At 52.8% G+C, this 24,485-nt stretch carries 8 protein-coding genes; 3 read left to right on the forward strand and 5 right to left on the reverse strand.

The genetic code is table 11. The annotated features are described in order from the left end of the window. Positions 1–7: 7 nt before the first annotated feature. Positions 8–598 (reverse strand): DedA family protein, encoded by a 591-nt coding sequence (locus ACUUJN_RS23090; protein ID WP_023990456.1) that lies wholly within the window; start codon positions 596–598, stop codon positions 8–10. A gap of 809 nt (positions 599–1,407) precedes the next feature. On the opposite strand from ACUUJN_RS23090, the gene ACUUJN_RS23095 reads away from it, so the two are divergent. The 3 genes from ACUUJN_RS23095 (at position 1,408) to ACUUJN_RS23105 (ending at position 3,914) form a co-directional block, all read left to right on the forward strand. After that, on the forward strand, positions 1,408–1,974 hold the full coding sequence (locus tag ACUUJN_RS23095) for a class I SAM-dependent methyltransferase (RefSeq protein WP_103744692.1): 567 nt from the start codon (positions 1,408–1,410) through the stop codon (positions 1,972–1,974). Between the two features lie 163 nt (positions 1,975–2,137). Continuing rightward, positions 2,138–2,818 carry a response regulator transcription factor gene (locus tag ACUUJN_RS23100; RefSeq protein WP_023990458.1) on the forward strand — a complete coding sequence of 227 codons (681 nt, stop codon included), beginning with the start codon at positions 2,138–2,140 and terminating at the stop codon, positions 2,816–2,818. Next, the gene (locus ACUUJN_RS23105) at positions 2,811–3,914 is read left to right on the forward strand and encodes a sensor histidine kinase (RefSeq protein ID WP_484668974.1); all 1,104 of its coding nucleotides are present in this window, start codon (positions 2,811–2,813) and stop codon (positions 3,912–3,914) included. Before ACUUJN_RS23100 ends, ACUUJN_RS23105 begins: the two co-directional genes overlap by 8 nt. A gap of 92 nt (positions 3,915–4,006) precedes the next feature. On the opposite strand, the gene ACUUJN_RS23110 is transcribed toward ACUUJN_RS23105, so the two are convergent. The 4 genes from ACUUJN_RS23110 to ACUUJN_RS23125 all read right to left on the reverse strand — a co-directional run bounded on the left by ACUUJN_RS23110 (position 4,007) and on the right by ACUUJN_RS23125 (position 24,267). Continuing rightward, entirely contained in the window at positions 4,007–4,282 is a 276-nt protein-coding gene (locus ACUUJN_RS23110; RefSeq protein ID WP_023990460.1) for a hypothetical protein, read from the reverse strand. Then, on the reverse strand, positions 4,257–4,511 hold the full coding sequence (locus ACUUJN_RS23115) for a hypothetical protein (protein ID WP_338532878.1): 255 nt from the start codon (positions 4,509–4,511) through the stop codon (positions 4,257–4,259). The genes ACUUJN_RS23110 and ACUUJN_RS23115 overlap by 26 nt, the downstream gene beginning before the upstream one ends. Positions 4,512–4,657: 146 nt before the next feature. Beyond that, positions 4,658–4,924: a hypothetical protein gene (locus ACUUJN_RS23120; RefSeq protein ID WP_338532879.1), complete on the reverse strand. Its 267-nt coding sequence runs from the start codon at positions 4,922–4,924 to the stop codon at positions 4,658–4,660. A 500-nt stretch (positions 4,925–5,424) separates the two neighbouring features. Then, a complete protein-coding gene (locus ACUUJN_RS23125) occupies positions 5,425–24,267 on the reverse strand; it encodes a non-ribosomal peptide synthetase (RefSeq protein WP_484668975.1) in 18,843 nt (6,280 codons plus the stop codon). Between the last annotated feature and the right edge of the window lie 218 nt (positions 24,268–24,485).

Genomic DNA, 24,485 nt, shown 5'->3' on the forward strand with positions numbered 1-24,485 from the left:
CACCAGCTTATGCAGTAAAGTTGGATAATTTCGACTTGAACCACTTGGTTGTGATAAAGGTGCCAACGGCTATCATTAGAGCAACCACGGCCAATTTAGGATCGATCAAATCTAGCAAAGCCAATATATAATGTCCAAGGAACTTGCCAAAGGTAAAGAACGTAGCGGTCCAAACAAACGCGCTGGAATACGAAATCAAAGCAAACTTCTTGTATGAGGTACCGTTTAGACCAACGAATACAGGCAAAATATACCGAATGACTGGTATGAAATGTCCAAGACACATTGCGATATCTCCGTGCTGTTCAAAAAATTTCTCTGCTTTCTGAAAGTGACGGTTGTTTTGAAACTTTAGTTTAAATTTTTCTCCAAAGATTCTGCCCGCAAAATAAGCAATTGTAATTGCTGTAAATAAGCCAGCGAGAATAACAATATATACAATCCACGGGTTTAAAGCTCCGTTGTTACTCAAAATTCCACCTGTTAGTATGGTTATTTCATTTGGAACCGGGACGCCGAATGGGCCTAGGCAGAAGGCTAAGAAAAAAAAGAGATATCCATAATGATCGACTAGCTGTAAGACGATATCACTAATCATGTTCTAACCTCCTCGTTAATGTCGATGAAAGTATATTATTATAAAAATCTTAGGAGCTTATAGGGATATTTCTAAAGAAATTCTGAAGTAATACAAAAACGCCTTTAATTCTCCCCTCCAAGCCATGGCTTGACATCTTAAACTGTTTTACGCCCAATGTAGGAAAGGTCTGATCAGCTTTTAACCAAGCTAATCAGACCTCAACTTTATCCTAACACTTTGGTAATTCTACTTCTTTAGCACTGATGGAAATTGAAAAAGAGAGAGTTCACTCTCCTATTCCCACTCGTACTAGTGAAAACATAGCTTCACATACAAGTAGAAGAAAATACACGATCTCATAAACATCCCCCTCCCAACATTATGAAGGGATACAAATTAGAGTCGCACTAGGTCTTTCTATAGCCATAAATATCATTGAGTTGCGTGGCGGAACAGTTTGCCCTTATAAAAAAGCCTTACCGACTTGGTTGGTAAGGCTTTTTGGGTTGGATGATATAGATTTTAAACCTTCTATAGATGAATCTTTAGATTTTCTTTAGAAATATACTCATTAATTCCTTAGTTTTTTTCATTATGATTTCTGTATCGAAACAATAAAGAGGTGCAGAAATAGAGAGATTGGGCCATGTGCATCGGTATGTTCTTCCCAATCGTACGATATTTTCTCCCTATGTCTTCACTTCAATTTTCTCATTTTTAATCGTTTCGGTATCCATCCGTTTCGATAAAAGAAATAAATTTGTTTAATATTTGTGCCATATTCAGCATTGTTCCTGACAATAAAAACAGTAATGGAGGAAAATCAGTTGAAACTTAATGAATACCTTTTATTTTTGCAAAGCTTTATTCACAGCCCAAAAAATGTAGGCAGCGTTATACCAAGCTCCCAGTTTCTAGCGACCAAAATGGTTAAACAAGCCCCCTGGAACGAGATTAAGGCAGTCGCAGAACTCGGATCGGGTACAGGTGCCATCACCCGCTTTATCAACGCCCAGGTGAGTGAACCCACGAAAGTGTTATTGTTTGAGATGAATGAGACTATGAGGAATAATTTACAGACAGAATACCCAGACTTCTCCTGTCATCCGAACGCTGCTCAGTTACTAGAAGCAATGAAGAAAGAGAACATTCATCAGCTGGATTGTATTTTTAGCGGACTACCTTTTTTTAATTTTGAGCGTGAATTGAGAGATACCTTGGTTGAACAGATCTATAAAGCACTCAAACCTGGAGGCTTGTTTATCGCCTTTCAATATTCGCTTCAAATGAAAAAGCAGCTTTCCGAAAAATTTATCATTGAAAAAATTGATTTAGCACCTTTCAATATCCCTCCCGCTTTCGTTTACGTCTGTCGCAAAAAGGAAACAATTTAAATGATGATGACACTTTCATTCACTCCATTAAATGTTTCGCTTATGCCTATGTAGAAAAAGTGAAGACTTTACCTTATTATCAAGATATCTATACTAGTTGCGTAATTTCAGGTACCTTAAATACCTTAATTCTACCCAGTCAAAAAAGAAGGAGCAGTCAGTAATGAATACCATTCTTGTCGTGGATGATGATTCCGAGATTCGGGATGTCATTCATGTATATCTACGTAATGAAGGATACCATGTGATTGAAGCAGCCGATGGTGAAGAAGCCCTGGATGCCATAAAGACAACACCGATTCAACTGGTTATCTTGGATGTCATGATGCCACGAATGGATGGAATCAGAGCATGCCTTAAAATAAGGGAAATATCGAATACTCCGATTATCATGCTGTCAGCCAAGGAAGAAGATATTGATAAAATTAACGGACTGACTACCGGGGCCGATGACTACATGATCAAACCGTTCAATCCATTAGAATTGCTTGCTCGCGTAAAAGCGCAGCTACGTCGTCAAACATTAATAGGAAAAGAAGAATTTAATTCCCTTATTCTTATTAAAGACCTGATCATCGATAAGAGTAAACATTCCGTAAAGTTAAAGGGCAACGAAATTTCGTTGACTCCTCTGGAGTTTGCTATTCTGGTCTTGCTTGCCAGCCATCCTGGACAGGTTTTTAGTTCGGAGCACATTTACGAAAATGTATGGAAGGCACCATATGGATTTTCTGATAATACCGTAATGGTTCATATTCGTAATTTACGAGAAAAATTAGAGCAGTTCCCAAGAGATCCTCAGTATATTAAAACGGTGTGGGGAGTTGGCTATAAAATTGAATGAACATGTACAAAAGTCAAAACGAAAAAAACGGATTCAAGTCAACATTTTAATCAGAATGGTGCTAAGTTTTATTATCGCCACTGCTATAAATGATATTCTCATTTTACTTTTCTTGAAAATTAGCAGTACTATGGAATGGCATTGGTTTCGCAATTTTTTTCCTTATCTTCTTACCCCCTTGTTTATGGTAACGTTTATTTTTACTTTTTTAGTTTTGACACGGCGAATCGTTAGAGACTTAATTACATTGGAGCAAGGGCTTCAGATTATTTCCGAAGGTAATTTAAAATATCGGGTACCTGTTGTTCGGCAAGATGAACTTGGACGGGTTGCGCTCAACATCAATCGAATGACAGAACGTTTAGAGCAACAGATTGTAAAAGAACGTGAAATAGAGAAATCCAAGATGGATTTGATCACAGGTATTTCACATGACTTGCGCACGCCTCTGACAAGCATTATCGGCTATATCGAGCTTTTAAGAACAGACTCATATCAGGATAAAGATGAATATACGCGCTTTGTTCAAAACACCTATAACAAAGCGATTCATTTGAAGAAGTTGCTCGATGACTTGTTCGAATATACTCGGCTCACTTCAGTCGATACCCACTTAAATCTGAGAAGGATCAATTTATTTCAACTCTTGGATCAATTGCTGTTCGAGTTCGAACCCATTGCTCAAGAAAACGGTGTATATATCGTAAAAGATATCGGTGACTCCCCAGTGGTTACCTCCATTGATAGCGATAAAATTGCTAGAGCAATCGATAATCTTCTCATGAACGCCTTAAAGTATTCCTTGAAGCCGGGAGGCATTTGCATTCGACTGAAAACGAGTCATGAGCAAATTACGATTGAGGTCGAAAATAAAGGAGCTCCCCTCACGCAAGATCAAGAGGAGAAGCTATTTGATCGTTTTTATAAGGTTGACCATTCAAGAAGTAGCGAAGGTATCCAAACTGGAGCAGGACTGGGTCTTTCCATCGCTAGGAATATTGTTGAGTTACATCAAGGCACCCTAACGCTCAATCATAGTCATAACGTATTTACATTCCAATTGAATTTACCTTTTGTAAACAACTCAAGTAGCTAACCGCAGTCCTTAAAGAATATTTATACAGTGGCGGATTATTATAATTTTACATCTTAATAAATCCATTTACAGCGACTCAGGATATTCCTATTTCATAACCATTTCCTCAATATACTGAATGTCGCATATAACGTGCTTAAATGATCAATTTTCTTTTTCAAAGAATTATCTCTAATAATCTGTCCATCTTTAGTCCATTGTCCATATATTTGAACTAACCGCCCTGTAGTTCGTGAGAGTTCAAGAAGAAGTGCTGTCTTCAGATGCTCTTTTTGAACTAAAGTTAGGTTATTATCCATTTTTATTTTATTAAATTCTTCTATCAAATCTCTTACTAGTTCATTATTCACTTCTTTCAATGAAGCCATTGTCTTCTCCAAGAGCTTCACGTTTCCTTTTTATCTCTTGATACCCTGGAACTAAACATACTTCGGTTTGGACATCTTTGTACTCTAATTCAGCAGATTTATAGATTGATTTTCCGCAAATAGTTAAAAAGTAGCTCAATTTATCTAAGTTTGGTTTCGCTAAATTCTTTTTCCCATTAAGTTGACCCTTGTGAACATAGTCCTTAAGCGAATCAATTATATCCACCATTAAACCGATAAACTCTTCCTTCTGATCTTCCTTAAAATTTTTTTACTCTCTCAATTAAATTGTCATAATAAACTGACAATTGGTTCTCGTTCGAGATATTTGAGACAAGTGTATTTATAAGTAACGAAAGATGTAATACGCAACAATTAGCAATAATAAGAATTTATAACAGTTTGAACTCTTCTGTCATCTAGTGAATTCAAACTATCTATTATTGGTTTAATATTAGTAGGTAATGGAACAAAGTAATCACCCCCTTCATCATATTCTTCGTAATCGAGTTCAGTTCCGTTAACGTCTTCTTTTCTAATTGTTGATTCTTCCTCTTCAATGTTATAAACCAGTTTACCAATTGCAGGTACAGGTATTATATCCTCTTCGTCTGTAATCGTTCTAACTTTATAAAGTTCCATTATCGTGCTTTATTACTTTTATTTGTTGTTCTAAGGCTTCCAAGGTATCTAGTGTCACGGGAGCCGTACAGTCTTCGTGCCATCATACGATATTAAAAAACCTAATGAGGTAAGCCTATTGTTCGTTCAATTAACCGTGAGTGAGATAATGATCTGAAAACAAAAAAACTGGCACAAAAAATATCTCGATGGATAAGCCTTGAAAAAACAGCATCATTTTATGATAAATCTAAATGGGATTTATGCAGGAAATGCAGGGTATAAAGAGAGTCTTAAAAATCTCAATTCAGCTTATTCGACCCCTTTTACAAAAAAAACTACCAAGCAGATTTGGATGGTAGTCTGTTGTGTTTTGTCGATTTTCCAATAAATTGAAATAGTTACTCAGCGGCACTTGACGTCAGATTCCTGTGGTGGATTTTTCCCTTTCATTTGGAAAAAAACACCCGGCAGGATGCGTACCGAGAGAAATACGGCATACACCCAAGCCGGGTAAGGGATTAGAAAATAATATCAATGGCCTCTAGCACATCTTGCTCCTGTTCGGATTGCCCGTTCAGGGAAATATCCTTCAACAGCACCGAAGGCTGTTCGCAAATTTGGGTGATGATCACGAGCAGGTCCTGAGCGAAATTGTCGATCAGATTGAGCGTAAACAACTTGGTGGCATATTCAAACTGCCCGTTCATTCCCTCATCCAGCAACGAGATGACCAAGGTAAGATCAAATTGGGAAACCGTATGAGTTTCCGGATAAGATTCGATCTTGATATCCCCGAAGCTTTGAACGTTATCTTCCTTGGTTTCCAAAGCAAACATGACATCGAATACAGGATTGCGGCTTTGATCTCGCGGCGCCTGCAGCTTTTTCACAAGCTCCTCGAACGGATAATCCTGGTGGTCGTAGGCCCCCAGCATCGTTTCTTTGACTTCGTTCAAGTAAGCGAGGAACGTCTTCTCCCCGGACGGATAATGGCGAATCGCCAAAGTGTTGACAAACATTCCGATGAGCGGCTCCAGGTCGGCATGTGTGCGGCCCGAAACCGGCGTGCCTACAATGAAGTCTTCTTGTCCCGAGTACTTGCTGAGCAGGATTGAATAGGCCGCCAATAACACCATATAAAGGGTGGCACCGTTCTCATCGGCGATGCGCTGCAAGCTGTCGGTCATCTGCTTGTCGATGCTGAAAGGCAGCACATCTCCCTCAAAGCTGCGAGCGGCAGGTCTGACAAAGTCCGTAGGCAGTTCAAGCGTCGGCAGTTCGCCTTCCAGCACGTCCAGCCAGTAGGCTTCCTGACGTTTCAGCCGCTCTTTTACAGGTTCGGACTGCTGCCAAGCGGCGAATTCCTTGTATTGAATCCGAAGCGGTTCCAGAGTCTCGCTGTTATACAGGCGCAGCAGCTCTTCGACGAAGATGCCCATCGACATGCCATCCGTGACGATATGATGAATGTCCAGCATGAGCAGATGCCGTTCCGCTTCCCATTCGACTAAGCCCACACGCAGCAGCGGCGGCCGCTCCAAATCAAAGACGCGTACAAAGCCGTCTACGATGCTCTTCGTTTCACTTTCCGTCGCTTTCGTATACTCGACGGCAAACTTCAAGTCCGGATAAATCCGTTGTACCGGTTCGCCGTCGACCATTTCGAAGCCGGTTCGCAAAATTTCGTGACGAGCTATCAATCCTTTGAGCGCCGCCTCGAATTGATTCCGTTCCAAACGCCCGACGAGAACCGTCATGCCGGACATGTTGTAGCTAAGCTCGGCGCCTTCCATCTGCTGCTGGATGTACAGCCGTTTTTGCACGGAGGAAAGCGGATAGTAATCCCTCTTATCCAGAACCGGAATGGAGAGGTATTCCTGCCGCTCCAATTGGCTGATCGCTTCGGCCATCGCTTCGATGGTCGAGTGCCGGAACACATCGCGCAGCGGCAGGTCCACGCTCAGCTCCTTGTGCACCTTGCTGACCAGCGTCGTCGCCCGCAGGGAGTGCCCGCCGAGGTCGAAGAAGTTGTCCGTCACGCCAATCGTGACCGGCCCGAGCACGTCCTGCCAGATGGCGACCAGTTTCGCCTCCAGTTCGGTGCGCGGCGCCACGTATTCGCGGCCTGAGCTTGCTCCCCCTTCCGGCGCCGGCAGCGCCTTCCGGTCGATTTTCCCGTTCGGCGTCAGAGGCAGGCGCTCCAGCTCCACGAAGTACGACGGGATCATGTAACCCGGCAGCTCGCTGGAGATCGCCCGTTTCAGGTCTGCCGCCGTCAGTTCGCCATCCGTTGTGTAGTACGCGCACAGCGCTTTCTGCCCGTTCGCGTCACTTCGAACCAGCACCACCGCTTCGCGCACGCCTTCCACCCGCAGCAGCTGCGACTCGATCTCGCCCGTCTCGATCCGGTAGCCCCGGATTTTCGCCTGGTTGTCGATCCGGCCGATGAAGTCCACGTTGCCGTCCTCCATCCACCGCGCCAAGTCTCCCGTGCGGTACAGCCGCTCGCCCGCGGCGAACGGACTGTCTACGAACTTCTCTTCTGTCAGCTCCGGACGGTTCAAGTACCCGCGCGCTACCCCGACTCCGCCGATAACCAACTCGCCCAGCACCCCGACCGGCACCGGGTTCAGATGCGCGTCCACGATGTAGAATTTCGCATTCAGCCACGCTTTGCCGATCGGCACATGGCCTGTCTGCGGCAGCTTCGCCAGCTCCTCGTCGTAGAAGCTTGAGTCGATCGCCGCTTCCGTCACACCGTAGGCGTTGATGATCCGGAACAACGAGCCGAAGCGTTCCTGCAAGGTCCGGTAATCCGCCACGCTGCAGCTGTCCGAGCTCGTGATCAACAGTTCCATCCAGCTCATATCCAGTTGCTGCTCGTGCACGTACTCCAGGAACGGCACGATCAGCGCCGGCGTCGATTCGAAGATGGTGACCCGCTCCCGCTCCATCCAGTGGTGCAGACGAGACGGATCGATCCGGTCGTCCTTCGGCACAATCACCATCGTGCCTCCGTTGTACAGCGTCCGCGCGATATCTCCCACGAACACGTCGAACGAGAAGCTTGCGAGCTGCAGCAGCCGCACCGGGAACTGATCCAACCGGTATTCCCGCCGGTAGCCCGCCGCCGTGTTCACCAGGCTGCGGTGCTCGATCATCACGCCCTTCGGCTTGCCCGTCGTTCCCGACGTATAGATCACGTACGCCAGATCCTCTGGACGGGCTTCATGGAAGCTGTCGATGCCAACATTCTGATGGCTCTCATCGCCGTCGTCCACAGCATCCGTCAGCTTGCCGGAGACCATGCCGGAGCCAATCGGCGCATTCGCCCGCTCCTCGCTGTACGACGCTTCGTCGTCGAGGTACAGCACCGCCGCCAGCGCCAGCTCCTCTTCGCCGAGCCAGGCTTCGGCACGCTCTCGCAGCGGCGTTTGCGTCAGCAGCACCTTCGCTCCGCTGTCTTCAAGCATGAACCGCACGCGGTCTGCCGGATAATCCGGGTCGAGCGGCACATACGCCCCGCCCGCTTTCCAGACGGCCAGCACGGCCACCAGCAAGTCCACCGAACGCTCGGCGAGAATGCCGACGATTGACTCCCGGCCGATGCCGCTTGCGCGCAGCGTAGCCGCCAAGCGGTTCGCCCGCTCGTTCAGCTTCGCATACGTCAGCCGGTCGTTCTCGTACACGACGGCCGCCTCTTCCGGCGTGCGCTCCGCCTGTTCCTCAAACAGCCGGTGGAACGCGGCCGTAGGAGCCGCCTCCGGCTGCGCCGGGTTAAACGCGCCGAGAATTTGCTCTTTTTCCGCCGGTGTCAAAATGCCCAGCTCGGCAATAGTCGCCGATGGGTTGCGAAGAATGGATTCAAGCAGCTGCAAGTAGTGAGCGGCCAATTTCTCCACCGTTTCGGTTTTATAAAGAGCAGTGGCGTATTCAAACAGATATTCCAAGCCTTCCTCGATCTCCGTGACGTCCAAGCTGAGATCGAATTTAGAAACAATTTCTTCGCTGGCATACGTCGACAAATGGAGTCCGGGAAGCTGGATTTCCAAATTCTCTGTATTCTGCAAAGCAAACATCGTATCGAACAGCGGATTGCGGCGTAAATCACGAGCCACGTTCACCTTATCCACCAGTTCCTCAAACGGATAATTCTGATGTTCAAAAGCGCCCAGCATCGTCTCCTTGATTTCCTTCAAGTAGTCAAGGAACGTCTTACCGGCAGCCGGATAACTGCGGATGGCCAGGGTATTGACGAACATCCCGATCAGCGGCTGAATGTCGCTGTGATTTCTTCCCGCAATCGGCGTACCGACCACCACGTCTTCTTGCCCTGTATATTTATGCAATAATATTGTATAACCAGCAAGCAGAACCATGTAAAGCGTTGCGCCGTTCTCGGCTGCAAGCCGTTTCAGACCCTCGCTTTTCTCGCTATGCATAAACAATTGCAGCGTGCGGCCCTCGTAGCTCTGCATAGCCGGGCGCGGATAGTCCGTCGACAATTCCAAAACCGGCAGCTCTCCGCGGAACATGTCGAGCCAGTAGGCTTCCTGCTTGGCAAGCTGAGCTTTCTGCACGTCCGATTGCTGCCATACCGCATAATCTTTGTACTGAATGCGGAGCGGCTCCAACTGCTCCCCGCTGTACAAGCGGACGAACTCTTCGATCAGTACGTCAATCGAAACGCCGTCAGATACGATATGATGCGTATCGAACATTAGAATGTGCCGGTCCGGCGCCAGTTCGGCAAGGCCTACCCGCAGAAGTGGCGGCTTCGCTAGATCAAACGGACGAACGAATTGGCGCACCGTTTCTTCCGCCTGGTCCCCGCTGATCTGCACATATTCCACCTGGAAGGCGGCTTCTTCGTAAATCCGCTGAACCGCTTCGCCTTTTACCATCTCAAAGCCGGTACGCAGCGTTTCATGACGAGCTACGAGCCCGCGGAACGCTTCTTCAAACCGCTGCCGGTCGAGCTCCCCTTCGAGCAGCATAGCTCCCGGTATGTTGTAGCTCAGCTCGGCTCCTTCCAGCTGGTTCAAGATATAGAGACGTTTCTGAGCGGAAGAGAGCGGATAATACTCGCTAGGTTCCGCAGCCGGAATAGCCGTGAACGAGCCGATCTCCAGCCGCTCCATAGCCGCGGCCATTTCCTCAACCGTCGAGTAGCGGAATACGTCGCGAAGCGGGAATTCAACGCCTAGCTCCTTATGCATTTTGCTGACAAGCGTCGTCGCCCGCAGGGAGTGTCCGCCGAGGTCGAAGAAGTTGTCCGTTACGCCTACCGCCTTCTCCCGAACAAGCACATCGTGCCAAATGGCGGCCAGCTTCGCCTCCAGTTCGGTGCGCGGCGCCACGTATTCGCGGCCTCCGCCTGCTCCCCCTTCCGGTGCCGGCAGCGCCTTCCGGTCGATCTTTCCGTTCGGCGTCAGAGGCAGGCGCTCCAGCTCCACGAAGTACGACGGGATCATGTACCCCGGCAGCTCGCTGGCAATCGCCCGCTTCAGGTCCGCCGCCGTCAAGCCTTCTTCCGCTGTATAATAAGCGCACAAAGCTTTCTGACCTTCTTGATCTTCCCTGACGACGACGACCGCTTCCTTCACGCCACCTACACTCAGCAGCTTCGCTTCGACTTCGCCCGTCTCAATCCGGTACCCCCGGATTTTCGCCTGGTTGTCGATCCGGCCGATGAAGTCCACGTTGCCGTCTTCCATCCACCGCGCCAAGTCTCCTGTGCGGTACAGCCGCTCGCCCGCGGCGAACGGGCTGTCTACGAACTTCTCTTCCGTCAGCTCCGGACGGTTCAAGTACCCGCGCGCCACTCCGACTCCGCCGATGACCAGCTCGCCCAGCACCCCGACCGGCACCGGATTCAGATGCGCGTCCACGATGTAGAATTTCGCATTCAGCCACGCTTTGCCGATCGGCACATGGCCTGTCTGCGGCAGCTTCGTCAGCGGCTCGTCGTAGAAACTTGAGTCGATCGCCGCTTCCGTCACGCCGTAGGCGTTGATGATCCGGAACAACGAGCCGAAGCGTTCCTGCAAGGTCCGGTAATCCGCCACGCTGCAGCTGTCCGAGCTCGTGATCAACAGCTCCATCCAGCTCATATCCAGCCGCTGCTCGTGCACGTACTCCAGGAACGGCACGATCAGCGCCGGCGTCGATTCGAAGATGGTGACCCGCTCCCGCTCAATCCAGTAGTGCAGACGAGACGGATCGATCCGATCGTCCTTCGGCACAATCACCATCGTGCCTCCGTTGTACAGCGTCCGCGCGATATCTCCCACGAACACGTCGAACGAGAAGCTTGCCAGCTGCAGCAGCCGCACCGGGAACTGATCCAACCGGTATTCCCGCCGGTAGCCCGCCGCCGTGTTCACCAGGCTGCGGTGCTCGATCATCACGCCCTTCGGCTTGCCCGTCGTTCCCGACGTATAGATCACGTACGCCAGGTCCTCTGGACGGGCTTCATGGAAGCTGTCGGCATTCGTCCCCTCCTCGCTGTACGAAGTTTCGTCGTCGAGGTACAGCACCGCCGCCAGCGCCAGCTCCTCTTCGCCGAGCCAGGCTTCGGCGCGCTCTCGCAGCGCCGTTTGCGCCAGCAGCACCTTCGCTCCGCTGTCTTCAAGCATGAACCGCACGCGGTCTGCCGGATAATCCGGGTCGAGCGGCACATACGCCCCGCCCGCTTTCCAGACGGCCAGCACGGCCACCAGCAAGTCCACCGAACGCTCGGCGAGAATGCCGACGATCGTCTCCCGGCCGATGCCGCTTGCGCGCAGCGTAGCCGCCAAGCGATTCGCCCGCTCGTTCAGCTCCGCATACGTCAGCCGGTCGTTCTCGTACACGACAGCTGCCGCTTCCGGCGTGCGTTCCGCCTGTTCCTCGAACAGCCGGTGGAACGCCGACGCAGGAGCCGCTTCCGGCTGCGCCGGGTTAAACGCGCCAAGAATTTGCTCTTTTTCCGCCGCCGTCAAAAGCTCCAACTGATTCACGCGGATGTTTGGGTTAGCCGCAACCTTCTCCAGTGCCCGGGCAAAATGACCGTGGATCAGCCTGATGTCTTCCTCTCTGAACGTCAGCGCATTGTACGTAAACCGCAGCAAAATATGCTCTTCCGGAATGACGGTAATGTCCAGGTCGTAGTTCGTTTGCTCCGGCGACTGGATATTAGCGATTTTCAGCGCTTCTTTGTCTCCGCCGACGACCTGCTCAATCTGTTCTTCCATCGGATAATTTTCGAAGACCATGATATGGTTGATCAAATCGCGCTTTTGCTCGCTCAGCGACTGAATTTCGAACAGCGGGAACGTTTCGTAAGCTCCCGATGCCAGCGCTTGATCCTGGGTTTTTCTCAAGATATCGGCTACCGTCTCCTCGGCTTTGCCTTGAATACGGACCGGGATCGTATTAATAAACAGGCCGATCATGCTTTCGATGCCCGGAATTTCCGCCGGACGCCCGGATACGACGGAGCCGAATACGACATCCTCGCTGTTGTTGTATACCTGCAGAACCAGTCCCCATACGGTCTGCATGAACGTATTGAGCGTCACCTGCTGCTGGCGCGCCACCCGCTCGATTTGCCCGGTCAGTTCCTTGCTGAGTTCCACATCGATTTCAGCCGCTTCAAAAGCGCCCTGCTTCAGCTGCGTTTTCTCCTGGGGCAGCTTGGTCTGCTGATCGTAACCCGCCAAATACTCGGACCAGTAACGCGAAGCTTTCGCGGCATCTTGAGCTTCCAGCCATTCGATATACCGGGAGTACGAGGTAACCGGAGGAAGCTCCAGCGTCCGCTTCTCCTGGAACGCGAAGTAGGTGTCGAACACTTCCTTGATCATGAAGGACATGCACCAGCCGTCCATCAAAATGTGATGGTGACTCCAGATCACATGGTAGGACTCGTCGCCCGTGCGCAAAACTGTCACGCGCATAAGAGAGCCTCGGGCCAAATCGAACTTGTTCGCTTTATCCGCGCTGACGAAATCGGCTATCGTCTTCTCCGGGTCTTCATCGCTTACCGAGCGAATATCTTCGAAGTACACTTCACACTTCCGCTCGCGGAATACCACTTGAATCGGCTCGTCTCTCCAGCCGGTAATAAAGTTGGTCCGCAGCGCCTCATTCCGCTGCACCAGCGTATCCAATCCTTGGGTGAAGGCTTCGACATTCAGGCTTCCGTACAGATCGAAGGTCACCTGTTCGAAGTAAGCTTCCGAATCGGCATCTAGCAGGCTGTGGAACAACATCCCTTTTTGCAGCGGAGTCAGGGTGTATACATTCTCCAGTTCGCCAAGCGCCGCCGTATGTTCGGCCAGCCGCTCCAGTTCCTCCAACGTCACATCTTGAAGCAGTACGTCGCTAGGCGTAAGCTCCGGCCGCTCTTTCGATACGCAATGGCTGATGACTTCACGCAAGCTCGAATGAAGCAGGGTGCCCAGGCGCTCTACCGTTTCCCGTTTATACTGGGTTTCCCCATAACGGATCGTGAGTTCCTGCACTCCTTCCGACACCATACCGTTGATATCGAGGACATAATCCATCACTGCATTCGGACTTGAATCGGAGCCCGGGCTGAACGGAGACGGCCTTGAGCCGCTGCTTTCGTAATCCTGGTCGAACTGACCCAAATAGTTAAAGCTGATCTCCGGCTCCAAAGCGAAGCGCTCGCCGTCACGCGGCGCCGACAAATAACGCAGGATGCCGTAGCCGATTCCTTTGTTCGGAATGCGGCGCAAGCTTTCTTTAACCTGTTTCACCTGATGACCGAGCGCCTGGGCGTGACCCGGCTCCAGAACGACAGGGAATTGGCTTGTAAACCAGCCTACCGTGCGCGTAATGTCCACATCCGGCAAAATATCTTCCCGACCGTGGCCTTCGAGATTCACCAGCACGCGTTCCCGGCCGCTCCAAGCTTGTACCGCGAGGCCAAGCGCGGCAAGCAGCAAATCGTTCATTTCCGTATGGTAAGCACGGTGTGCCTGCTTCAGCAGCTGTTCGGTTTCCTCCGCCGTCCAGCGAACGGTCACGAGCCCGCTGTCCTTCAGCTTGGATCTGCCTTGTTCAAAATCTTTCGGAAGCGGCTCATAGGTCAATTGCTCGATATGCTGCCAATACTCTCTCTCGCTTTCCATCGCCGGACCGTTCGCATAATCAGCGAGCTGTTTCGCCCACGTTTGGAATGAATCCGTTTTGAGCGGCAGACGGATCGGCTGCCCTTGCAGCGCCTGCTCATAGCCGGCAGCAAAATCCTCAAGCAGAATCCGCCAGGATACGCCGTCTACGACCAAGTGATGGATCGCGATGAGCAGGTGGTCGCCGTCGTCGCAGCGGAACAAGCCGAGCTTCACCAGCGGACCGTTTTCCAGATCGATGCTCGCTTGAATGTCATTCGCCTTAGCCTCTACCGCTTCTTTCACGTCGCCGACTCCCTTGAAATCGACAACTTCCAGATCGAACAGCGCTTCGTTCTCTCCGGCGCCGCGGTTCCAGGCGGTATAGCCGTTCTCGGTTTGGCGGTAAACCGTACGGAGAGCATCGTGATGCACGACAAGCTGACGCACCGCTTGGCGTAAAGCTTCTTCGTCAAAGCCTTGCTTGGAGAACTGCATGAACGCCTGGTTGCTGTGATGCACGTCGGCCGGATTTTGTTCAAAGAACCAGCGCTGAATCGGGGTCAAGATGACCTCTCCCGTCACTTCGGCCTGGCTTGCCGTTCTCTCCGCCGTTTGCAGCTGCAAACTAAGGGCGGAAATCGTCGGGTAATGGAACAAATCTTTCATGACCAGCTTGTACCCCGTTTGCAAAAGACGGGACGATACCTGCAAGGCCTTGATCGAATCGCCGCCGAGCGCAAAGAAATTGTCCATCGTGCCGACCTGATCCACGCCCAGCACCGACTGCCAGACCGATGCAAGTGCTTGCTCGGCAGGAGTACGAGGCGCCGTGTATGCAGCCTCGGCACGAATGCTTCCTTCCGGCACAGGCAGCGCTTTACGGTCGATCTTCCCGTTCGGCGTAAGCGGCATTTGATCCAGGCGCATGATGCGCGAAGGCACCATATGGGAAGGCAGCGCGGCGTCCAGATGGGCCACAAGCCCTTCCAGATCGAAGCTGGAATCCGCTACGACATACCCACACAAATATTTCTGCCCCCGCTCGTCCGTCCGGTCGATGACAAGCGCTTGACGCACGCCAGCAACATTTTTCATGGCCGCTTCAATTTCACCAAGCTCGATCCGATAGCCGCGAATTTTCACCTGGTTGTCGATCCGGCCGATGAAGTCCACGTTGCCGTCCGGCATCCAGCGCGCCAGGTCGCCCGTCCGGTACAGACGCTCCCCAGCGGCGAACGGGCTGTCTACGAATTTCTCCGCCGTCAAATCCGGGCGGTTCAAGTAACCGCGGGCCACACCCGCTCCGCCGATAACCAGCTCGCCCAACACCCCGATCGGCACCGGCTTCAGATTCGCATCCACGATGTAGAACTTGGCGTTCAGCCACGCTTTCCCGATCGGCACGCTGCCCGTCTTCGGCAGCTTCTCCAGCGGCTCGTCATAGAAGCTGGAGTCAATCGCCGCTTCCGTTACGCCGTAGCTGTTAATAATACGGAACTGCGAGCCGAAGCGCTCCTGCAAGGTGCGGTAATCCGCTACGCTGCACGCATCCGAGCTTGTGATCAGCAGCTGCATCGAGCTGAGGTCCAGACCCTCGGCATGCACATGCTCCATGAACGGCACGATCAGCGCCGGAGTCGATTCGAACACCGTCACGGCGTAGTCGCGAATCCAGCCGTAGAGGCGGGTTGGATCAATCCGGTCGTCCTTCGGCACGATGACCATGGTGCCGCCGTTGTACAGCGTCCGCGCAATGTCGCCGACGAACACGTCGAACGAGAAGCTGGCGAGCTGCAGCAGCCGGATCGGGAACTGATCCAGGCGGTAGTCCCGCCGGTAGCCCGCCGCCGTGTTCACCAGGCTGCGGTTTTCCACCGCCACGCCCTTCGGACGGCCCGTCGTACCGGAGGTGTAGATGACGTAAGCCAAATCGCGCGGCTTGTTCACATTCGCTGGATTCGATGCGAGATCCGCCGCTAGTACGTTCTTCTCGGCTTCTGCCGTGGCGGACGTTTCGGCGGCAGCCGTTTCCGCTTGCGCCAAAGCCTCCGCCTCTGCGCCTGCTTCGCCCACAGCCGCTTCCGCCGCTCCGAGGCTGTACGTCGCGGCGTCGTCAAGCGCAAGCACCGTTTGCAGCACTAGAGCTCCGTCGCTGCGCCAAGCTTCCGCCTGCTCCAGCAGGCGGGTCTGCGTGAGCAGCACCGACGCCCCGCTGTCCGCGAGCATATACTCGATCCGCTCCGCCGGATAGTCCGGGTCGAGCGGCACATAAGCGCCGCCCGCTTTCCATACGGCGAGCACCCCGATCAACAGCTCCGCCGAACGGCCGGCCAGAATGCCGACCACCTGCTCCGGCTTCACCCCGCGCGCCCGCAGTGCATACGCCAGACGATTCGCTTTGGCGTTCAGCTCCGCATACGTCAGCTTGCTGTCTTCGTAGACAACCGCCAGCGCTCCCGGAGTGCGCTCCGCCTGCTCCTCGAACAGCTCGTGGAACGTTCTCTCTCTCCACGACTCATCCGCTTCCAAACCTGTACCCTCTGCGGCGGGTTGCTTCGCAAGAGCCGAAGACGACACGTCAAACCCGACCAGCAAATCATGCTTTTCGCTGTCCGTCAAGATATCCAAATCCGAAATCCGTGCACCCGGCTGAGCCAGGATCGACGCCAAAAGCTGCTCGTAATGACCCGCCAGCCGGACCATCGTTTCCTGTCTAAACAACGAGGTAGCGTACTCGATCTTGCAAACCAGCTCGTTATCGGCTTCCACGATATCAAAGCTAAGATCAAACTTTGCCGTCTTTTCCTCAATGTCGAACAGCGACCATTGCAAGCCTTCCAGGGTTAAATCCAAGCTTTCGTGCTTTTGCAAAGAAAACATGGTGTCAAACAGAGGATTCCGGCTTAAATCCCGGCTCACCTGAAGAGCTTCCACCAGCTCCTCGAACGGATAGTCCTGGTGCTCGTAGGCTCCAAGCGTCGTTTCCTTCACTTCCTGCAAGTAATCCAGGAACGTCCGCTCCGCCGCCGGACCCAAGCGAAGGGCCAGCGTATTGACGAACATGCCGATAATCGGCTGCAGGTCGGCGTGAGAACGGGCGGCAATCGGAGTGCCGACCACTATATCTTCCTGTCCCGCGTATTTATGAAGCAATACGGAGTACGCAGCCAGCAGAAGCATGTACAGCGTCGCTCCCGAATCGCCGGCAAGCCGTTTGAGAGCTTCGCTTTTCTCCGCATCCAGCGTAAACGTGAGCGTTTGACCGTCAAACTGCTGGACAGCCGGGCGGGAGAAGTCGAGAGGCAGCTCAAGAACCGGAAGCTCGGAGTTGAATACCCCGCGCCAGTATTCCTCCTGCCGTTTGATGCGCTGCCGCTGCTCCTCGGATTGCTGCCAAACGGCGTAATCCTTGTATTGAATCCGCAGCTCCGGCAATTCTTCCCCATTGTAAAGCCGCACGAATTCACGCAGCAGCACGTCCATGGAAAGGCCGTCGGAACCAATATGATGAATATCCAGCGCGAGCAGGAATTTCTCTTTCTCCAGTTCGATCAGCAGGGCGCGCAGCAAAGGCGGCTGGGTCAAGTCAAAAGGCTGAATGAAGCCTTCAAGAATGGCTGCAACCTGATCTTCGCTTGCTTGAAGCTTCTCGACCTTGAAAGCTACGAGCGGGTGAATACGCTGAACCGGCTCCCCATTCACGATTTCAAATCCGGTGCGCAGCATATCGTGCCGGGCCACCAAAGTAGTCAGCGCCTTTTCCACTTTGGCCTCGTTCAAAGCCCCTCTCAATTGCAAGGCGCTTGGGAGATTATAATTCAGCTCCAAGCTATCCAGCTGGTGCAGGACGTACAGCCTTTTTTGCGCGGAGGAAACCGGATAGTACGCTTTCTCTTCCGCTTTCGGAATCGAGCTGTGCTGCGATTCTTCCAAGCTGGCAATAGCCCCGGCCATCGATTCTACCGTCATATAGCGGAACACATCGCGCAGCGGAAGTTCGACGTTCATTTCCTTCCGAATCTTGCTGACAAGGTTCGTCGCCCGCAAGGAGTGGCCTCCGAGCTCGAAGAAATTGTCCAGGACTCCAATACCGGAGTAACCCAGCACTTCCTCCCAGATCTTCACAAGCTCGGACTCCGTCCGGTTACGCGGCGCTACGTATTCGACGCCCGTTTGTATGCCGCCTTGCGGCTCCGGCAGCGCTTTGCGGTCCACTTTGCCGTTGGTCGTCAGCGGCATGCGCTCCAACTGTACGAAGTACGACGGGATCATGTACCCCGGCATTCCCTGGGCCAGCGAGGTTCTCATTTCGCTGACCGTCAGTGTCCGGTCCGCCACAAAGTAGGCGACAAGCGCCTTCTCGCCCCCCCCGTCCTGACGGGCAAGCACCACCGCTTCTTCCACGCCCTCGACGTTCAGCAGCTGCGTCTCGATTTCGTCCAGCTCGATCCGGTAACCGCGGATTTTGACCTGGTGATCGATTCGGCCCAGGTATTCGATATTGCCGTCCGGCAGCCAAGCCGCCAAGTCGCCCGAGCGGTACAGTTTCTCCCCCTCCGCAAACGGGGAATCGACGAACTTCTCCGCCGTCAGATCCGGACGGTTCAGGTATCCTCTCGCAAGGCCTTCCCCGGCCACGTACATTTCGCCCGCTACGCCGATCGGCACAGGGCGGCAGCTTTCATCAAGGACATACACGCTCAGCGTCGGGATCGGCTTACCGATATTGCTCTTCGCCGCCTCTATTTCGACCCATGTGATTTCCTTATATGTCACGTGGACCGTCGTCTCGGTAATGCCGTACATATTGATTAGCTTCGTCTCCGGGTACTTCGTCTTGAAGCCCTTGAGCAGCAGCGGACTCAGCGCTTCGCCCCCAAAGATCACATTGCGAATCCGCAAATCGTATGGATGATCCGTCAAGACCTCACGCAGCAGCTGGTAGAAGTACGTTGGTGTCTGGTTCAAAATGGTAACCTGTTCGCGGCCCAGCAGCGCCAGGAAATCGGCCGGATTTTTCGCCGTGAGCGGCGGTACGATGACCAGCTTGCCTCCGTTCAGCAGCGCTCCGTACATTTCCCAGACGGAGAAATCGAAGCAGAACGAGTGGAACAGCGTCCACGTGTCGGACGGCCCGAAGTCGAACAGGTTCTTGTCGTTGAACAGGAGCCGCACGACGTTCTTATGCTCGATCAGCGTTCCTTTCGGTCTGCCGGTCGTTCCCGACGTGTAGATGACATATGCCAGGTTATCCGGCCCGGAAATCGGCTCCAGGTTCGAAGCGTCCAGCGCACCTTCGGAGCCCGCCCCTCTGTCCCTCCAAACGAAATCATCCAATTCGAGGCGCGTTCCTGCGAAGTCAGTCTTCTCGTGCAGATGCTTTTGAATCAGCAATAACGGCGCGCCCGAATCCTCGATCATGAAGCGGATGCGCTCCTCCGGGTAGTCGGGATCGACAGGCACGTAGGCTCCGCCCGCTTTGAGAATCGCCAGAATGCCGACAACCATATCGAGCGAGCGTTCGGCCAGAATCGCTACCAGCTGGTCCGCTTCTACTCCCGTCTCCCGCAGCTTCCGCGCAAGGCGGTTGGATCGCTCGTTCAGCTCGCGGTAGGTCAGCTGCCGCTCGTTCATGACGGCGGCCACGTTGTCCGGGTAAAGCTCCGCCTGCTCTTCGAACAAGCCGTGAATCGTCTGCTGCCGCGGGTAGTCCGCCTCCGAATCGTTGAAACCGCGCACCAGCTCGCGGATTTCCTCCTCCGTGAGCATTTCCAACGAGGCAATATCCCCGTCCGGCGCTGCTGCGATGGTTTCGAGCAGCTTGTCATAATGTCTGGCGAACCGCTCCGCGGTCTCTTGTTTATACAAAGCCGTAGCGTACTCCAACCGGCATTCGAGCTGACCGTCCAGCTCCGAAATATCCAGGAGCAGCTCGAACTTGGATGTTTGGTTTTCCAGTGGATAAAACGATTGCTCCAGCCCCTCGATGACAATTTGCTCGTTCTCCGTATTTTGTAGGGAGAAGAACGTGTCAAAGAGCGGATTCCGGCCGGTCGCGCGCGGAATGTGAAGACTTACTACCAAGTCTTCGAACAAATAATTTTGGTGTTCGAAAGCCCCGAGCGTGATGTCCTTGATTTCTTCCAGGTACGAAAGGTACGGCTTGGAACGCCCCGGACGGCTGCGAATGGCCAGCGTGTTGATAAACATCCCTACGATCGGCTGCACTTCTTCCTGCGTTCTTCCGGCAATCGGCGTTCCTACGATCAGATCTTCCTGACCCGAATATTTATGCATAAGGATGGTGTAAGCCGACAGCAGCACCATGTACAGGGTCGTCCCCGTCCGTGCCGCCAGTTCTTTCAGCTTCTCCGTCCGATCTTTCTCGATATAAAACTTCACGGTTCGGCCGTCAAAGCTTTGCACCGCAGGCCGCGGGAAGTCCGTCGGTAGCTCCAAGACCGGCAACTCGCCCGACAGCTGTTCCAGCCAATACTCCTTCTGCGGCTGAAGCATCTGCCCGTAAGCTTCGGAATGCTGCCAAACGGCATAATCTTTGTATTGAATGCGCAGCGGGGTCAGCTCCTCGCCCCGATACAGGCGGCTGAACTCGTCGAAGAGCAGCGCTGTCGAAATGCCGTCCGAGACGATATGGTGCATATCGAACAGCAGAATGTGGCGATCCTCGGCGACTTCGATCAGGCCGATGCGGAGAAGTGGGGGCTTGGTCACATCAAACGGATGATAGTAAGCTTCCACCACTTGGTCCACTTCCCGCTCGCTCCCCTGGAAATAATCGACAGCAAACTCCACCTCGTCATAGATGCGCTGGACAAGCTCGCCTTGAACCTGCTCGATCCCGGTACGCAGCGTCTCATGGCGCTGAATCAGCGCCCGGAACGCGTGCTCGACGCGCGTGCGGTCCAGCTTGCCTTCGAGAAGAAGCGCCGCCGACATATTGTAGCTGCGCTCGGCCCCGTCAAGCTGGCGCAGGACGTACAGACGCTTTTGCTCGGATGAAACCGGATAGTACTCGGCCTCAGCCGCCTTTGTGATCTCATACGTCTCCTGCTGCCTTAAACCGCTGATTCTTTGGGCCAGCTGTTCGATCGTGGTGTAGCGGAAAACTTCCCGCAACGGAACCTCGACTTGCAGCTCTTTCCGAATCTTGGAAACAAGCGTGGAGGCCCGCAAGGAATGACCACCCAAGTCAAAGAAATCGTCTTGGACTCCAACTCGCGCAATACCCAGCACCTGCTGCCAAATGAGGGCAAGTCTTGTTTCCAGCGTTGTGCGAGGAGCCACATACTCACGGCCTGCTTCTACCTCTCCGGTCGGTTCAGGCAGCGCTTTACGGTCAATTTTACCGTTCGGCGTGAGCGGAAGCTTATCAAGAGACACCAGCCGGGCCGGGACCATATGGGCCGGCAGCTCTTGCTTCAATTGGGACAGCAGATCGCTCAGCTGCAAGGAAGCATCCGCCGCCACGTAGCCGCACAAATACTTTTGCCCCTGCTCATCCGTACAGTCGGTCACCACAGCCTGCTTGACGCCCGGGAAACGCAGCAGGGTCGTTTCAATTTCGCCGAGTTCGATCCGGAACCCGCGAATTTTCACCTGATAGTCGATCCGGCCGATGAAGTCGACGTTGCCGTCTTTCAGCCAGCGGGCCAAATCGCCTGTCCGGTACAGACGTTCGCCCGGCACAAATGGGCTGTCCGCAAACTTCTCGGCGGTTAGGTCCGGACGGTTCCAGTACCCGCGCGCCACCCCGGCGCCGCCGATGACAAGCTCGCCCGGAACCCCTACAGGAACCGGCTTTAACGCGGCATCGACAATGTAAAACCGGGCGTTCAGCCAAGCTTTGCCGATCGGCACATGACCCGACGGCGGCAGCTTATCCAGCGGCTCACCGTAAAAGCTGCTGTCAATGGCCGCTTCGGTAACGCCATAGCTGTTGATGATGCGGAATTGTCCGCCGAATCTTTCCTGCAGCAATCGGTAATCGGTGACACTGCAAGCATCCGAGCTGGTAATCAGCAACTGCATGGAGCTAACGTCCAGCCCTTCTTCATAAATATGCTGCATGAACGGCAGGATGAGCGCAGGCGTCGATTCGAATACCGTAATGTTTTGGTCCCGAATCCAGCCGTACAAGAGGTTCGGATCAATCCGGTCATCCTTCGGCACAATCACCATCGTGCCTCCGTTATACAGCGTCCGCGCGATGTCTCCGACGAACACGTCAAACGAGAAGCTGGCCAACTGCAGCAGCCGCACCGGAAACTGATCCAACCGGTACTCGCGACGGTACGCATCCGCCGTATTCACGAGACTACCGTGCTCGATCATGACGCCTTTCGGGCGTCCCGTCGTACCCGAGGTGTAAATCACATAAGCCAAGTCTTGCAGGGCGCTGCCGGCAGATTCAAATTCCACGGCTAAGGCATCCCCGTTATAAATCTGTTCATCGTCCATGGCATAGACAGCTTGAAGCTTCAGCCGGTCATCGGCCAACCAACCTCCGGCCCGCTCCAACAGATGACGCTGCGTAAGCAGCACCGATGCATCGCTATCGCTGAGCATGTACTCAATCCGCTCCGCCGGATAATCGGGGTCCAGCGGTACATAGGCTCCGCCGGCTTTCCAAACGGCGAGCACCCCGACCAGCAGTTCCACCGAACGCTCCGCCCAGATCCCCGTAATCGTCTCCCTTCCCACGCCCTGTTCGCGAAGGAGAGAAGCCAGCCGCTCGGCGCGTTCGTTCAATTCGCCGTAGGTCAGCTGTTTGTCCATGTAGACGACTGCCGGATGCTCCGGAATTTCCCGGGCAAACTTTTCAACATACCGATGAAACGCTTCTCCCTCGCTCAGCCCTGCCACCGGCGGGTTAAAAACGTTGAGAATGCGGTGTCTCTCCTCATCGCTCAGCAGAGAAATCTCGCGTACCGGCAGTTCGGGAGTCTGAAGAAACTGGTCCAGAACGGTTACATACTGTTCCATAATCCGATCAATCTCGGCCGTCTCGAACAGGCCGGTACGATAGGAAGCATGGAGAATTACATGGCCTTCATTCAGCATATGGTCGAAGCGCAGCAGCAAATCGTCCATCTCGTGCCTAGCGAAGTGAGCCTCCAGGCGTACCTTGATTTCTTCGTACTCCACGATTTTCAAAGGCAGATATTCCAGAGACGTGCGGAACAGCCCCGAAAGATCGTTGCGGCCGTGTTGTTCGCGTAAATCCTGGATCAATTGGTTATAAGGGTATTTCTGATACCTCAGATCCGCCGTATTTTCCTTGGAAACCGTTTGGATCAAGGAAAGCACGTGCCTGTCTGGATTCAGACGAATCCGCGTAGCCACGGTGCTGACGAACATGCCGATCGTTTCTTTTTCCTTCTTGCTGGTGCGATTGGCGAAAACCGTGCCGACCGGAACATCGGTGCTGTCGGTCAGCTTGTACAATAAGGCGTACATGGCGGACAGAAATAACGTATATAAGCTGACCTGATATTGTTCGCTAAAGGCCAGAATGCGTTCATACCGGGAACCGTCCAAAGTGATGGCCAGTTTATTGGATTCGCTGCCGATCGAGAATGGCGGATACGATTTAATGCCGGTCGTTTCAGGCAAAGTGTTGTACTTCGTCAGCCAGTATTCCTTGCCTTTTTGATAACGCTGCGATTGCTCATATTCACGCTCCGCGGAAATATAATCCAGATAGGAAGGGGCCTGGTAACTGCTGGAGATGCCTTTGCGCAGTTCCAGGTATTTTTCCATCACCGCATGCAGCAAAGCATTGACGGACAAGCCGTCGGCGATAATATGATTTACCGTCAAATTGAGCCATACTTGGCCGTTCGCAAAATGGATCATCGTAAATTGGTAGAGGTGTTCGTCGAACACGCTGGCCGGTTTTTCGCTTACTTCTTTCACCCAAGCATAGAATTGTTCGGTTGTGCCTATTTCGAGGCGGCTTATCCTAGCTTGGACATTCTCCGGCTCTTCGAACCACTGCGTTGGATTTTGCAAATCCCCGCTAATGCGGATTCGGAAAACGTCATAGGTTTTGACGATCTCTGCCGCCGCTTGCTCCAGAAGCTGTGTGTTGATCTCGCCCGTAATCTGGTAGGTCGCGGAAAGCATCGTGATGGACGTTCCCGGATTCATAATTTCCATGAACCATATTCGGCGCTGGGCTTGCGTTAATCCATATTGCTCGTTGGTATTCTCTCTCACATCGACACACTCCCGGTTTAGAGATTCTTTATAGATAGGCTTTGTACCTAGATGTCACTTAGTCACTCTTAGAAGAACCGCGCAGGCCATTCCCGGAACGGCTCCTTCGGACTTTTCCTCCTTTTTCGTGTCTACGTTTTCTGGTAACTACCGGTTATAAAGTCATACCTTGGATTACTAAAAGACTCTGTCGCATTCGCAAGCAGGAAGCCGCCCGC

It is taken from the genome of Paenibacillus sp. LRG-1 (genome assembly GCF_057220305.1).

Excerpts from the sequence above, each read along its gene's own strand:
- ACUUJN_RS23090 (WP_023990456.1), bottom strand. The coding sequence starts at position 598 with ATGATTAGTGATATCGTCTTACAGCTAGTCGATCATTATGGATATCTC.
- ACUUJN_RS23100 (WP_023990458.1), top strand. The coding sequence starts at position 2,138 with ATGAATACCATTCTTGTCGTGGATGATGATTCCGAGATTCGGGATGTC.
- ACUUJN_RS23110 (WP_023990460.1), bottom strand. The coding sequence starts at position 4,282 with ATGGCTTCATTGAAAGAAGTGAATAATGAACTAGTAAGAGATTTGATA.
- ACUUJN_RS23115 (WP_338532878.1), bottom strand. The coding sequence starts at position 4,511 with ATGGTGGATATAATTGATTCGCTTAAGGACTATGTTCACAAGGGTCAA.
- ACUUJN_RS23120 (WP_338532879.1), bottom strand. The coding sequence starts at position 4,924 with ATGGAACTTTATAAAGTTAGAACGATTACAGACGAAGAGGATATAATA.